Source organism: Pseudomonas sp. Yb2C2 (genome assembly GCF_052112325.1).
Taxonomy (GTDB): Bacteria; Pseudomonadota; Gammaproteobacteria; order Pseudomonadales; family Pseudomonadaceae; genus Aquipseudomonas; species Aquipseudomonas marginalis.
Map to the genome: position 1 here is coordinate 317081 of NZ_JAVAJK010000006.1, position 13570 is coordinate 330650.

General features: G+C 60.8%; 12 protein-coding genes. 3 read left to right on the plus strand and 9 right to left on the minus strand.

The features are described 5' to 3' along the window. Window positions 1-95: 95 nt before the first annotated feature. The 8 genes from Q8X51_RS11230 to Q8X51_RS11265 all read right to left on the minus strand — a co-directional run bounded on the left by Q8X51_RS11230 (window position 96) and on the right by Q8X51_RS11265 (window position 9900). On the minus strand, window positions 96-2018 hold the full coding sequence (locus Q8X51_RS11230) for a PrkA family serine protein kinase (RefSeq protein WP_003194732.1): 1923 nt from the start codon (window positions 2016-2018) through the stop codon (window positions 96-98). A 284-nt stretch (window positions 2019-2302) separates the two neighbouring features. Next, window positions 2303-2632, minus strand: coding sequence for a thiosulfate sulfurtransferase GlpE (gene glpE / locus Q8X51_RS11235; RefSeq protein ID WP_065925391.1), 330 nt, complete (start codon window positions 2630-2632; stop codon window positions 2303-2305). Between the two features lie 9 nt (window positions 2633-2641). After that, window positions 2642-3493 carry a symmetrical bis(5'-nucleosyl)-tetraphosphatase gene (locus Q8X51_RS11240; protein ID WP_065925390.1) on the minus strand — a complete coding sequence of 284 codons (852 nt, stop codon included), beginning with the start codon at window positions 3491-3493 and terminating at the stop codon, window positions 2642-2644. Beyond that, window positions 3493-3873: a Co2+/Mg2+ efflux protein ApaG gene (apaG, locus tag Q8X51_RS11245; RefSeq protein ID WP_027605913.1), complete on the minus strand. Its 381-nt coding sequence runs from the start codon at window positions 3871-3873 to the stop codon at window positions 3493-3495. The genes Q8X51_RS11240 and apaG overlap by 1 nt, the downstream gene beginning before the upstream one ends. A 103-nt stretch (window positions 3874-3976) precedes the next feature. Further along, window positions 3977-4789 carry a 16S rRNA (adenine(1518)-N(6)/adenine(1519)-N(6))-dimethyltransferase RsmA gene (gene rsmA / locus Q8X51_RS11250; protein WP_065925389.1) on the minus strand — a complete coding sequence of 271 codons (813 nt, stop codon included), beginning with the start codon at window positions 4787-4789 and terminating at the stop codon, window positions 3977-3979. Continuing rightward, window positions 4786-5775 carry a 4-hydroxythreonine-4-phosphate dehydrogenase PdxA gene (pdxA, locus tag Q8X51_RS11255; protein WP_407693633.1) on the minus strand — a complete coding sequence of 330 codons (990 nt, stop codon included), beginning with the start codon at window positions 5773-5775 and terminating at the stop codon, window positions 4786-4788. The genes rsmA and pdxA overlap by 4 nt, the downstream gene beginning before the upstream one ends. Further along, window positions 5772-7112, minus strand: coding sequence for a peptidylprolyl isomerase (locus tag Q8X51_RS11260; RefSeq protein ID WP_027605910.1), 1341 nt, complete (start codon window positions 7110-7112; stop codon window positions 5772-5774). The genes pdxA and Q8X51_RS11260 overlap by 4 nt, the downstream gene beginning before the upstream one ends. Beyond that, on the minus strand, window positions 7087-9900 hold the full coding sequence (locus Q8X51_RS11265; protein WP_065925387.1) for an LPS-assembly protein LptD: 2814 nt from the start codon (window positions 9898-9900) through the stop codon (window positions 7087-7089). Before Q8X51_RS11265 ends, Q8X51_RS11260 begins: the two co-directional genes overlap by 26 nt. A 130-nt stretch (window positions 9901-10030) precedes the next feature. On the opposite strand from Q8X51_RS11265, the gene Q8X51_RS11270 reads away from it, so the two are divergent. The 3 genes from Q8X51_RS11270 to Q8X51_RS11280 are packed head-to-tail and all read left to right on the plus strand — an operon-like array spanning window position 10031 to window position 12496. Continuing rightward, on the plus strand, window positions 10031-11056 hold the full coding sequence (locus Q8X51_RS11270; protein WP_407693632.1) for an aminoglycoside phosphotransferase family protein: 1026 nt from the start codon (window positions 10031-10033) through the stop codon (window positions 11054-11056). Then, window positions 11053-11727: an N-acetylmuramate alpha-1-phosphate uridylyltransferase MurU gene (gene murU / locus Q8X51_RS11275; RefSeq protein ID WP_065925385.1), complete on the plus strand. Its 675-nt coding sequence runs from the start codon at window positions 11053-11055 to the stop codon at window positions 11725-11727. The genes Q8X51_RS11270 and murU overlap by 4 nt, the downstream gene beginning before the upstream one ends. 1 nt (window position 11728) lies before the next feature. After that, window positions 11729-12496 carry a TerB family tellurite resistance protein gene (locus tag Q8X51_RS11280; RefSeq protein ID WP_065925384.1) on the plus strand — a complete coding sequence of 256 codons (768 nt, stop codon included), beginning with the start codon at window positions 11729-11731 and terminating at the stop codon, window positions 12494-12496. A gap of 44 nt (window positions 12497-12540) precedes the next feature. Here the strand turns inward: Q8X51_RS11280 and Q8X51_RS11285 are convergent, their stop codons facing one another. Beyond that, window positions 12541-13515 carry an alpha/beta hydrolase family protein gene (locus tag Q8X51_RS11285; protein ID WP_065947453.1) on the minus strand — a complete coding sequence of 325 codons (975 nt, stop codon included), beginning with the start codon at window positions 13513-13515 and terminating at the stop codon, window positions 12541-12543. Window positions 13516-13570: the final 55 nt, after the last annotated feature.

Genomic DNA, 13570 nt, shown 5'->3' on the forward strand with positions numbered 1-13570 from the left:
CTTCACGTTACAAGCTTCAAGCGGCGAGCTGGAAGCTTAGAGACAAGCGGTCAACTGCCAGGCCCATGACCTGGCAGTTGACGCCCATCGCTGCCTTACTGCGATTTGCGTACCCGCAGGTACCACTCGGAGAGCAGTCGTACCTGTTTATCGGTGTAGCCGCGCTCGACCATTCGTGTGACGAAGTCGTTGTGTTTTTGCTGGTCCTCCTTGCTGGCCTTGGCATTGAAGCTGATGACCGGCAGCAGATCCTCGGTGTTGGAGAACATTTTCTTCTCGATGACCACCCGCAGCTTCTCGTAGCTGAGCCAGGTAGGGTTCTTGCCGTTGTTGTTGGCGCGGGCACGCAGTACGAAGTTGACGATTTCGTTGCGGAAATCCTTCGGATTGCTGATGCCGGCGGGTTTCTCGATCTTCTCCAATTCTTCGTTGAGGGCTACGCGGTTGAGGATTTCGCCGGTTTCCGGGTCGCGGTATTCCTGGTCCTGGATCCAGAAGTCCGCATACAGCACGTAGCGGTCGAAGATGTTCTGGCCGTACTCGCTGTAGGACTCCAGGTACGCGGTCTGAATTTCCTTGCCGATAAACTCGATGTAGCGCGGCGCGAGGTATTCCTTGAGGAAGCGCAGGTAGCGTTCGCGGGTTTCGGCCTGGAATTGTTCCTGTTCGATCTGCTGCTCCAGCACATACAGCAGGTGCACCGGGTTGGCGGCGATCTCATGGGGGTCGAAATTGAAGACCTTGGACAGGATCTTGAACGCAAAGCGCGTCGACAGGCCGTTCATGCCTTCATCCACGCCCGCTGTGTCGCGATATTCCTGGATCGACTTGGCCTTGGGATCGGTGTCCTTGAGGTTCTCGCCGTCGTACACGCGCATCTTCGAATAGATATTCGAGTTTTCCGGCTCCTTGAGACGCGACAGCACGGTGAACTGGGCGAGCATCTTCAGTGTGTCGGGTGCGCAGTGGGCCTTGGCCAGGGAGCTGTTGAACAGCAGCTTGTCGTAGATCTTGATTTCATCGCTGACCCGCAGGCAGTACGGCACCTTGACGATGTAGATCCGGTCGATGAAGGCTTCATTGTTCTTGTTGTTGCGGAAGGTGTGCCATTCCGATTCGTTGGAGTGGGCCAGCAGGATCCCGGTGAACGGAATCGCGCCCAGGCCTTCGGTACTGTTGTAGTTGCCTTCCTGGGTGGCGGTGAGCAGTGGGTGCAGCACCTTGATCGGCGCCTTGAACATTTCCACGAATTCCATCAGGCCCTGGTTGGCCCGGCACAACGCGCCCGAGTAGCTGTAGGCGTCGGCGTCGTTCTGCGGGAATTCCTCCAGCTTGCGGATATCGACCTTGCCCACCAGCGCCGAGATGTCCTGGTTGTTCTCATCGCCCGGTTCGGTCTTGGCCACGCCGATCTGGTTGAGGATCGACGGGTAGAGTTTCACCACGCGGAACTGGCTGATGTCGCCGCCGAACTCGGCCAGGCGCTTGGTGGCCCAGGGCGACATGATGGTGTTGAGGTAGCGTCGTGGGATACCGAAGTCTTCTTCGAGGATCGCGCCATCTTCCGTGGCGTTGAACAGGCCCAGGGGCGATTCGAAGACCGGCGAGCCCTTGATGGCGTAGAAGGGCACCTTCTCGATCAGTTGCTTGAGTTTTTCGGCCAGGGACGATTTACCACCGCCAACGGGGCCGAGCAGGTAGAGGATCTGTTTCTTCTCTTCCAGGCCTTGGGCGGCGTGGCGGAAGTAGGAGACGATCTGGTCGATGCATTCTTCCATCCCATGGAAGTCTTCAAAGGCCGGATAGCGGCGGATCACCTTGTTGGAAAATATTCGCGACAGGCGCGAATTATTGGCGGTTTCCACCAGCTCCGGCTCGCCAATCGCCAATAACAGGCGTTCGGCGGCAGATGCGTAGGTGCTGCGGTCCTGCTTGCACAGCTCGAGATACTCTTGCAGCGTGAGTTCTTCCTGCTGTGTGGACGCGAAGCGTTGTTGGAAGTGGCTGAAAATACTCATGACGTCGTCACCTCGCTCGATACGTGGAGCCGACGCCGGATCTATCAGTCGATGCTGGCAGTCATTGGCGAACGCCAATGGCTGTTTTCCCCCCAGAACACCCTGAAACGCTACCGATGACCCGTACGCCGGTGTACCGGCTCTCCCCTGATTCGGATGGCCTGCGCTTAAGGATAGTCGGAATCGGAGAGGGCAAGGGATGATGAGCAATTAGTTTGGCTGCGCCGTTCGTCAGAAACGGCGCGAGCCCAAGCGTCACGCGGGGTAGCGGGGTGTGAAAAAAATTATTGCGAATCGCCGGAGGCAATTTCTGCAGGATACGTCGTACGCCACAGCTCAAAGCCGCCGTCCAGGCTGTAGACGTCGGAGAAGCCCTGGCTGACCAGATAGGCGGCTGCGCTCTGGCTGGAATTGCCGTGGTAGCAGGCCACGATCAGCGGTGCATCAAGGTCGGCGGCACGGATGAAATCAGCGATGTTGACGTTGTCCAGATGCTGGGCGCCAGCGATATGGGCGGCGGCGTAAGTAGGCTGGTCGCGGATATCGACCACCACTGCACCTTGCTCGCGCAGGGCCTGGGCTTGTTCGGGAGGGATACGTTTGAATTCGCTCATGGCGGGCTCCTATGGCTTGGCTGCAGCCGGCAGGGTAACGGGAAGAGTGGGTTGGCACTGGCAGCCGTGGCGCTCGCCGGTGTCGATGTTCATCAGGGTCATGGCGCCGCCCCACACGCAGCCGGTGTCGAGGGCAAACACGCCAGGTTCGTCGCACTTGCCTTCAAGGGCGGCCCAGTGACCAAAGATGATCCTGGTGTCGCGGGTCTTGCGTTCCTTATGGGCAAACCATGGTTTGTAGCCAGGCAGTGCCGTGTCGGCGCCTTCCTTGCTCTTGAGGTCCAGCTTGCCCTCGGCGGTGCAGAAGCGCATGCGTGTGAAATAGTTGGTAATCACCCGCAGGCGGGCGACGCCGGTAAGGTCGTTGTCCCACTTCACTGGCTCGTTGCCATACATGCCGTCGAGGTAGGCGGTGTACAGGCTGTCATCGGCCAGGGCGTTTTCGACTTCGGCGGCGCACTTGAGGGCTTTTTTCAGCGTCCACTGCGGCGGGATACCGGCATGGACCAAGGCCATATTGCGGCTTTCGTCGTAATGCATGATTTTTTGCCGACGCAGCCAGTCAAGCAGTTGTGCGCGATCTGGCGCTTCGAGGATTTCGCGCAGGGTATCGCCCTTTTTCAGGCGCTCGATGTTATTGCCGGCCGCCAGCAGGTGCAGGTCATGGTTGCCCAGTACGCACACCAGGGAATCCCGCAGGCTATACAGGTAACGTAGCGTTTCCAGGGACTCGGGGCCGCGATTGACCAGGTCGCCGACCAGCCACAGGCGATCGTTGGCCGGGTCGAAGGCCACCCGTTCAAGCAGGCACTTGAGAGGCTCCAGACAGCCTTGCAGGTCGCCGACCGCGTACGTTGCCATCAGTGCAGGGCGCCTGGTACGGCGAGGCGGAAAGGCTTGATGATGGCGTCGAACAGTTTGCCATCAGTGGCTTTCATCTGATACGAGCCTTGCATGGTGCCGACCTTGGAGGTCATTACCGTGCCGCTGCTGTAAGTGTGGCTGGCGCCAATGTCGATCAACGGTTGCTGGCCGACAACGCCTGCGCCGCGAACTTCCTCGACCTGACCGTCACCGTCGGTGATCACCCAGTGGCGTGACAGCAGCTTGGCCGGCACCTGCCCGTTGTTTTTCACCGTGATGGTGTAGGCAAAGGCGAAGCGGTTCTGTTCAGGTTGCGATTGGTCCGCGAGGAAGCGGGTGACGACGCTGACGTCGATCTGGTAGCGAGGATCGGACATGCAAGAGGCCTTAAAAGCAAAAGCGGAGGACAGCAGATGCGGATCAGTCTAGGCCAAGAGGTGGGCACTAGGCCAGACATGTGTCTGGCCATGCCTGGGGGTTTCAGTCGGCGACTGGCGCAGGCTGGATGGCAAGTTGGTCGGCCAGGCGCACGAACGCGGCGAGGTCCAGTTGCTCGGGACGCAGGCTGCCGTCGACGCCGGCTGCTTCGATCTCGGCGTTGCTCAGCAGGGCCTTGAGTGTGTTGCGCAGGGTCTTGCGGCGCTGGTTGAACGCCTCACGCACCACGCGTTCCAGCAATTTGTGATCCTTGGCCGGGTGTGGCAGCACGGCGTGAGGCACCAGGCGCACGATGGCCGAATCGACCTTCGGCGGCGGGTTGAATGCGCCCGGGCCGACATTGAACAGGTGTTCGACGCGGCAGTGGTACTGAACCATGATCGACAATCGGCCCCAATCACCACCACCAGGGCCGGCAGCCAGGCGTTCCACCACTTCTTTTTGCAGCATGAAGTGCATGTCGCGGATGATCCCGGCGTTGTTCAGCAGGTGGAAAATCAGCGGTGTGGAGATGTTGTACGGCAGGTTACCCACCACACGCAGGCTATTAGGCGCGGCGTTGAGGGTATTGAAGTCGAACTTCAGTGCATCGCCCTGATGCAGGTTGAAGTTGGGCTTGCCGGCGAACTGCTGGTTGAGGATCGGGATCAGGTCCTTGTCCAGTTCCACCACGTCCAGTTGGCCGCCACTGGCGAGCAAGCCTTGGGTCAGCGCGCCCTGGCCCGGGCCGATTTCCAGCAGGCGGTCTTCTGGCTTGGCATGGATGGAGCGCAGGATACGGTCGATCACGCCTGCGTCGTGCAGGAAGTTTTGCCCAAAGCGCTTGCGCGCCCGGTGTTGGTAATGCTCGGTCATATACGGGTCTCGGCCATCTGATAGGCGGTTTCCAGGGCCACGTGCAGGCTGCCGGTATCGATCTTGCCGCTGCCTGCCAGGTCCAGGGCGGTGCCATGGTCGACGGAGGTGCGGATGATCGGCAGGCCCAGTGTCACGTTGACTGCGGCGCCGAAGCCTTTGTACTTCAGCACGGGCAGCCCCTGGTCATGGTACATCGCCAGCACTGCGTCGCAGTGCTCCAGATATTTGGGGGTAAACAGAGTGTCTGCTGGCAGTGGGCCACGCAGGTCCATGCCTTCTTGGCGCAGGCGCTCCAGGGTTGGTTCAATGATGTCGATTTCTTCATGGCCCAAGTGTCCGCCTTCGCCGGCGTGGGGGTTGAGCCCGCAGACCAGGATGCGCGGTTGGGCGATGCCGAATTTTTGTTGCAGGTCGGCATGCAGGATGCGCGTAACGCGCTCCACACGCTCGGCGGTGATGGCGTCGGCAATGTCGCGCAATGGCAGGTGCGTGGTCACCAGGGCGACCCGCAGGCCGCGTGTGGCCAGCATCATGACGACTTGAGCGGTGTTGGTCAGCTCGGCCAGGAACTCGGTGTGGCCGGAAAACGCAATGCCCGATTCGTTGATCACGCCCTTGTGGACCGGCGCGGTGATCATGCCGGCGAAGTCGCCGTCGATGCAGCCTTGCCCCGCGCGGGTCAGGGTTTCCAGGACGAACGCCGCATTGGCCTTGTCGAGTTGACCGGCAACGACCTTGGCTTGCAGCGGGGTGTTCCACACATACAAGCTGCCGGCGGGCGCCGGCAGGTCGGGCCAGTTGCCCGGTGCCACGTCCAGCAGACTGACGACCACACCCAGCTGCGCGGCCCGCTCAAGGAGCAGGTCGCGGCTGGTAATGGCAATCAGGGGGTGCGGCTGGGGGTGCGAGGCGAGCAGCAGGCACAGGTCTGGACCAATGCCGGCCGGCTCGCCGGGTGTCACGGCGAAACGCTGGGGTTTCACGGAGCTGCCTGGTCGGTGCCTGTTTGCTCGGCGCCTGGCAGCTTGTTTTCCACGTAGGCTTCGTCACGGATCTGACGCAGCCAGGTTTGCAGCTCTTCGTCGTATTTGCGGTTACGCAGTACGTTCAGCGCCTGCTGCTCGCGGGCCTGGCTGGTGTTGTCGGTGGCACGACGACCAAGGACTTCCAGTACATGCCAGCCATATTGGGTCTTGAACGGCTTGGACAGTACGCCTTGCGGAGTATCGGCCATTACCTGCTGGAACTCAGGCACCAGGGCTTTCGGGTCGATCCAGTTCAGGTCGCCGCCGTTGAGGGCGGAACCTGGGTCTTCCGAGAAGCTCTTGGCCAGGGTGGCGAAGTCTTCACCGCTTTCGATGCGGTCATAGATCTTCTGGGCCAGTTCCTTGGTTTGGGCCTCGGTGCGGATTTCGCTTGGTTTGACCAGGATATGACGAACATGCACTTCGTCTTTCAGCGAGGTCTCGCCACCGCGACGTTCCAGCAACTTCAGGATGATGAAGCCGCCTGGGGTGCGGGCTGGCTGGGTGATGCCACCCACTTCCATGGCACTCAGTTCACGGTCGAACGGAGGTGGCAGTTGAGCAGCTTTACGCCAGCCCATATCACCACCTTCAAGGGCGTTGTCGCTGCCGGACTGGGCAATGGCCATCTGGGCAAAGTCAGCGCCGGCTTTCAGGCGATCATAGATAGCCTGGGTTTTCGCCGCCGCCGCATTCAGTTGCTCGGAGTTGGCACTGTCCGGCGTCGGAATCAGGATATTGGCCAGGTGCAGTTCTTCGGAAAGCTGCATCTTGCCCAGGTCCGAGGCCAGGAAGTTCTTCACTTCCTGCTCGGATACCTGGACCCGCTCGGCAACGCGACGCTGGCGCACACGGCTGATGATCATTTCGCGGCGGATCTGGTCACGGGCGTCTTCATACGAAAGACCATCGTGGGCCAGGGCCGCGCGGAATTGATCAATGCTCATGTTGTTGCGCTGAGCGATGGTGCCGACCGCCTGGTTCAGTTCTTCGTCCGAAATGCGGATGCCGGAACGCTCGCCGATCTGCAGTTGCAGGTTTTCGACGATCAGGCGTTCCAGTACCTGCTGGTCCAGCACGCTGGTCGGTGGCACGCCACCGCCACGCTTGGCGATGGTTTGCTGCACTTCCTTGACGCGCTGGTCCAGTTGGCTTTGCATGATCACGTCGTTATCGACGATGGCCACTACTTTATCCAGTTGCTGAACCGCAGCGTGAGCCGATACGGTGCCCAGGAACAGCGCGCCCAGCACTAGCGGGCGCAGACAATCAGAAAGCTTGGTCTTCACGTTCACGATAACCTTCAATGCCTTTGTCGAGGAAGCTCTCTACCTTGGCGCCGGTCAGGCCGCCGAGTCCTTTGAGGACGATCTGCAGGAAGAGCCCGTGGTCACCCTTTTCGTTAAGCGGGGCGATCTGGCTGTATTCGTCGTTGGAAACCCAGTAACGGTTGATGACGCGCAGTTTCCAGCAGCAGTTGTCGTACTCGAAACCACCGAAGGCTTCCAGGGTACGGTTGCGAGCGTAGTCATACTGCCAGCGGGTGATCAGGTTCCACTGGGGAATGATCGGCCACATCATCGAGAAGTCGTGTTGTTGGATTTTGTAGTAATCCTTCACGTAGTTCGGATCGCCTGGTTGACCGTAGTCGCCACCGAACTGCCATTTGCCGGTCAACTGGTTGTAGACGACCTGGTCGTTACGATAGCGATAACCGACGTTGATGATCTTGTTCGGGTTGTCTTCCGGCTGGTAGTGAAGCATCGCGCTACCGGAACGAGGGCTGTGCTCCTCGGTGTCCCAGTTGTAGTCGGCAGTGGCGCGCCAGTCGCGGTTGAAGCGGAACTCGTAGTCCAGGGCAACGGGCGATACGTCGGACTGTGCATCGGCACGGTCGGCCGCCAGGATACCAGGCAGTTGTACTTCACGATCCTTGAAGTACAAAGCCTGTCCCACGGATACGCGTTGACGCTCGAAACCGTTTTCTTCGATCCACCGGCTGGTCAAGCCCAGGGACAGCTTGTTCTCGTCGCCGATACGGTCGGAGCCGCTGAAGCGGTTGTCGCGGAACAGGGACGCGTAGCTGAACGAGTATTCGCTGGTGTCGAAGACCGGGATATCGGCCTGGTCCTTGTTCGGCACGTACAGGTAGAACGCGCGCGGCTCGAGGGTCTGGCGATAATCCTTGCCAAACCAGTTGGTGTTGCGATCGAAATACAGGCCGCTGTCGACGCTGGCCACCGGAACCGCACGGTCCTGGGAGCTCTTGAAGGTGCCGCCCGCGTACTGGGTACCGGCTGCCACTGCTGCAGCCTGATCAACAAGGATCTGGTTCTTGCCGATGTTATCCAGGTCCAGGTCGTACTTGGTGTACACGTACTTGAGCTTCGGCGTTACAAAGCCGTAGGTCCAGTTCATCGGGTACTCGACAGCCGGCGCTACGTTCAGGCGCGTGCCATTGGCACGGGTAAGACCGCGGACATAAGTGTCGAGGCGGCGCTCGATGTCCCCGTTCTCATTGCTGAAATTGCCGTTTTCCAGGTCGCGATCAAAGCGTACGGCTTCGGTCTCATAACTGAAGTTCAAGCCACCCGGATGATAAGGCAGGGTACCGTTGAAGGTGATCTGCGGCAGGCGGTTATACGGCGTGACCTGGGAGATCGTTGCCAACTGGTAAGCCTGCAGGTTCAGGCGTGCCTGGAAGGTGTCACCGCGATAAGCCACGGAGCCCTGCTGGTTGACGTAGTCGCGGCTCTCGACACCTTCCTGGTAGGACTTGAGGTCCTGGAAGTAGTAAGGGTCACTGATCGTGGTGTAGTCGACCTGGGTCAGTACACGCGAATCCAGCCCGCCCTTGTGCTGCCAATTGAGCATGTAGCGGGTTTTTTCGTAGTCGGTCTGCTTCTTGCGTTCGTCGTTGTCGTCGTTCAGGTACGCGCCGCCGAACTGGCCTTCGCTGGACTTGGTGAGGTAGCGGAATTCGCCTTCCATCATCATGCCGCGCTTGGTCATGTATTGCGGGTACAACGTGGCGTCGTAGTTTGGCGCCAGGTTGAAATAGTACGGTGTGACCAGGGTAAAGCCGGTTTCGCCGCCGGTGCTGAAGCTCGGAGGCAGGAAGCCGGACTGACGACGGTCGTCGATCGGGAAGTAGATGTAAGGGGTGTACAGGATCGGAATGTTCTTGATCCGCAGCGTCGCGTTGGTGGCCGTACCGAAACCGGTGGCCGGGTTCAACGTGATGTTGTTGCCCCTGAGCTGCCAGGCATTGCTGTCCGGCTCGCAGGTGGTGTACGTACCGTCCTTGAGGCGGATGATCGCGTTTTCGGCGCGCTTGGCATACAGCGCGTTACCGCGGATACGCGACTTGTGCAGCACGTATTCGGCGTTGTCGATCTGCGCAGCGCCGGTATCCAGTTGAACCTGGGCGTGGTCGCCGACGATCAATGCACCGTTGTCGCGCAGTCGCACGTTACCGTTCAGCTCGCCACGGTTCTCGGCCTGGTACAGGCTGGCTTCTTCCGACTCCAGCTGCATGCTGCCCTGGCGCATGACGACGTCACCGGCCAGGGTTGCGACTTGTTGTTCCTGCTCGTAACGAGAGGCCTTGGCACCGATGAAGGTGGGCGCATCGCTCTTGTTCGTCTTGTCGTTCATGCCAGGACGAGTTGGCTCGATGTACGCGCCGCCGCAGTAAGGACCGGTTTCCGCCAGCTGGGCTGCGGTCAACTTTTCGCGAGGCACCCAGTCCAAGTGGCTGTAGTCGGCGCTGCGCGAACGCAGGCCACGGCCCTTGGACTCGGTGACCAGTGCGGTCTTCGGCTCGGCTTCGGCACTGCCGCCAGCGTCGGCCTGCGCCGTGCTGTTGGCCGAGCTGACGGCTGCGCCGTCATGCACCGGGCGCGGTGGCAATGGGGCTGCGGCGGTCTTCGGCGCGCAGTCCCAGGCACCCGAAGCAGAGACTGAGCAGTCATACTGTTCCGCGGCGACCACGAATGAGGTGGCGAAGGGTTGCATGACCAGCAGACTGCCGGTTACCAGCAACGGAAATTTTCTACGAAACGCGGGGGATTTCAATGCCATCTTATTAGTCCGGGCTTCCTGCGTGCCATCTGCCCGCGGTTTGGGCCGCACGCCTCTCGATGGTCTGAAAAAGATGCGTGATAATAAAGCATGACCCGCTTGACGGCTAGCGCCGTCGGAGACCCTTGTAATGCCCGAGCAAGATCTACGTTTACAGCAGCTGGAAGTCTGGCTGGATGAGCAGTTGCCGATCCTTTTCAACGCTCAAGGCTGGGGTGCCGTACCCCCGGCCACATTGACCGCGGCCAGCAGCGACGCGAGTTTCAGGCGCTATTTCCGTTGGGAAGGCGGCGGTCGGACTTTCGTGGTAATGGACGCGCCGCCCCCTCAGGAAAACTGCAAGCCTTTCGTCGATATCGCTTATTTGTTGTCGACGTCGGGAATAAATGTTCCAAAAATTTATGCACAAGACTTGCCGCGAGGCTTTCTTTTGCTCAATGACCTGGGCAGAAAAACCTACCTGGACGTGATAAACGACGAAAACGCCGATCAATTGTTTGCCGATGCCATTGACGCCTTGCTGGCTTATCAGCAGTTGCCGATGGACGCACCACTGCCCAGCTATGACGTCGCCTTGCTGCGCCGTGAACTCGAATTGTTTCCCGAATGGTACGTGCGCCGACACTTGGGTCTCGAGCTGGATACCCGGCAGCATGCACTTTGGCAGCGTGTCAGCGATCACTTGATCGACAGCGCCCTGGCGCAACCCAAAGTGCTGGTGCACCGCGACTATATGCCACGCAACCTGATGATCAGCGAGCCTAACCCTGGCGTGCTGGATTTCCAGGACGCGGTGTATGGTCCGGTCACCTACGACATTACCTGCCTGTTCAAGGACGCCTTTCTCAGCTGGCCCCAGGCCCGTGTGCGGGAATGGCAGCGCGACTACTGGGAGCGTGCGGGCCAGGCCGGCATTCCGGTACAACCGGATTTCGAAGACTTCCTGCGCGCCAGCGACCTGATGGGCGTGCAGCGCCACCTCAAGGTTATCGGTATCTTTGCGCGCATCTGCCATCGCGACGGCAAGCCACGCTACCTGGCCGACGTACCGCGCTTCTTTGCTTATATAGAGGCGGTGCTGGCCGATCGCCCGGAGTTGAGCGAACTGGCTGAGTTACTGACCAGCCTGCGCCAGCCCGCAGAGGCCGGCGTATGAAGGCCATGATCCTGGCCGCCGGCAAAGGCGAGCGGATGCGTCCGCTCACCTTGCACACCCCCAAGCCGCTGGTGCAGGCCGGCGGCAAGCGCCTGATCGAGTACCACCTGGAGGCGCTGGCCAAGGCCGGCTTTACCGATGTGGTGATCAACCATGCCTGGCTCGGCCAGCAGATCGAGCGCTACCTGGGGGATGGCGCGCAGTTCGGCTTGCGTATCCGCTACTCCCCGGAGGGCGAACCGCTGGAAACCGGCGGCGGGATTTTCCAGGCGCTGCCGTTGCTGGGGGATGAGCCATTCCTGGTGGTCAACGGCGATATCTGGACCGACTACGACTTCACCCGACTCAAGCAGCCGCTTAAGGGCCTGGCTCATCTGGTGATGGTCGACAACCCGGCACATCACCCCTCGGGCGGTGATTTCTACCTTGATCAGGGCTTGCTTCATGATGCGGCGCCCGGTGCCGATAACCTGACCTTCAGTGGCATTTCAGTGCTCGACCCCCGGCTGTTCGAGGGTTGCAACGCCGGTGCCTTCAAGCTGGCGCCGCTGCTGCGTGCGGCCATGGCGAAAGGTTTGGTAACGGGGGAACACATGGCGGGACGCTGGATTGATGTCGGCACGCTGGAGCGCCTGGCGCACGTCGAAACCCTGCTGACAGCGGGGCAGTAGCATGTTGTGGCCAGGGACGCTGATCGGCGCCGGGGCTGGCTTTGCCATTGCCAGTATTCCGGGGGCCTTGTTGGGTGCGCTGTTGGGGCAGGCGCTGGATCGCCGCCTGCAACTGCACAGTTGGGCACAGTTGCGCGAGCGCTTGGGCGGGCGTCCGGCGTTACGCAATGACGAGTTATTGTTTGTGTTGCTCGGGCGCCTGGCCAAAAGCAACGGGCGTGTGGTGGACGGGCATATCCAGCAGGCGCGGCAGGAAATGCGCTCACTGGACATGACCGAATCGGCCCAGCGCCGCGCGATTGCGGCGTTCAACCGCGGCAAATCCGGTTCCGACCGGGTACGCCGCTACCTGCGTGTGCTCAAGGCCCAGCCCCATGCGGCGGAAGGGGTGTTGCGGGCGTGCTGGCGGATGGTCTGGGCGGACGGCAAGGCGGATGCCGCCGAGCGCGACTTGATCGACCTGTGGGGGAAGTGGTTGGGCTGGACACCGCAACAGCTCCAGGCGCTGGCGGCCGACTACACACCTGAGCGCAAGCCGCTGGTCAATCGTGGCACGACCTACCAGGAAGCGTTGCGCTTGCTCGGCGTGACAGCTACCACCGAGCCGTCGGTCATCAAGCGTGCCTATCGCCGCCTGCTGAGCCGTCACCACCCGGACAAGGTGGCCGGCAGTGGCGCCACCCCCGCGCAAGTGCGTGAAGCGACCGAGCGCACCCGTGAATTGCACAATGCCTATTCGTTGATTCGCGAGCGCCGGGATTTTCGTTAGAGGCCACTATTTCACGGATAACCACATTGGTTCTGTGCTGATCCTCAGTCGGCGCTGGCCTGCGGGCTCAACCAGCCGCGAACCCGGCGATACAACTGTTCCTGCTCGGCGGCGCTGTTGCCGGGCAGGGTCTTCAATGACACCTGCTTATAGCCGTCATTTTTCAAGCGCTTCGCAGCCTGGGCGCGTGCCAGAGCGTTATTGCGTGCTTGAGCGTTGTCTTGATAGAAGACGTCGGCCGTCGGCAGCTTCAGCGCCGGCGCCAGTTGCTGCACATCCGGATGACGCCCGGCAGGCGTCTGGGCGGCAACCATCACGAGCTTCTGCACCTGGGAGGGTTGTTTTTCAGTCAGGTAACGCGCCGCCCACCAGGCGCCAGTGCCATGGCCCACCAGCACCACCGTGCGTGCGCTCTGGGTCTGGGCAAAAGCCACGGCGGCATCGATGCGCGCAAAGATGCGCGAGGCGTCGGTCTTGTCCTGTTCGTCTGCACCCGGGACCACCGCCGGGTCGGTGCCTTCCGCCTCGGCGCTGGCGGCTTGCTCGATCGGCTTGTCGGCGGTGCTCGCGTCTTTACTGCTGGTGTCGACGGTGGCGTTGGGTGCTTCCATGACGCGCGGTGGCAGGGTGTCCATGCTCACGTCCGGTAACGACAGGCTGAGGCTGCCCCAATTGGCATCCGGCAATTTACGTCGCAACGGGCCGATTGCTTGCGGCCAGTCAGCATTTTCGCCGGCGCCCGGTACGATAATCACCACGCCTTCGGGTTCGGCGCTGTTGGCCGGTTTCCACAGGGCAAGGAATGAATCACTGCCGGCCTGCAACTGTTGCTGTTCCTGCTGCGGGATTTTGCGTTCCAGGGCGCTGGCCTCTTCCTGGCTACGCTCGGGCAGGGATTGGCGTTCGACGGGTTTTTCGGCAGCCGGTGCCGGTGCGTCTTCAGCCTGCACAGAAAAGGCACTGGTAAACAGCAGTGACAGGCACAATGCTGGCAGTGCCGAACGGTTTCGATAGGACATCGTTGATTTCCGGCCAGAAGTGATTCCAGCAGCCTAATGGGTTGGTCAGTATTTG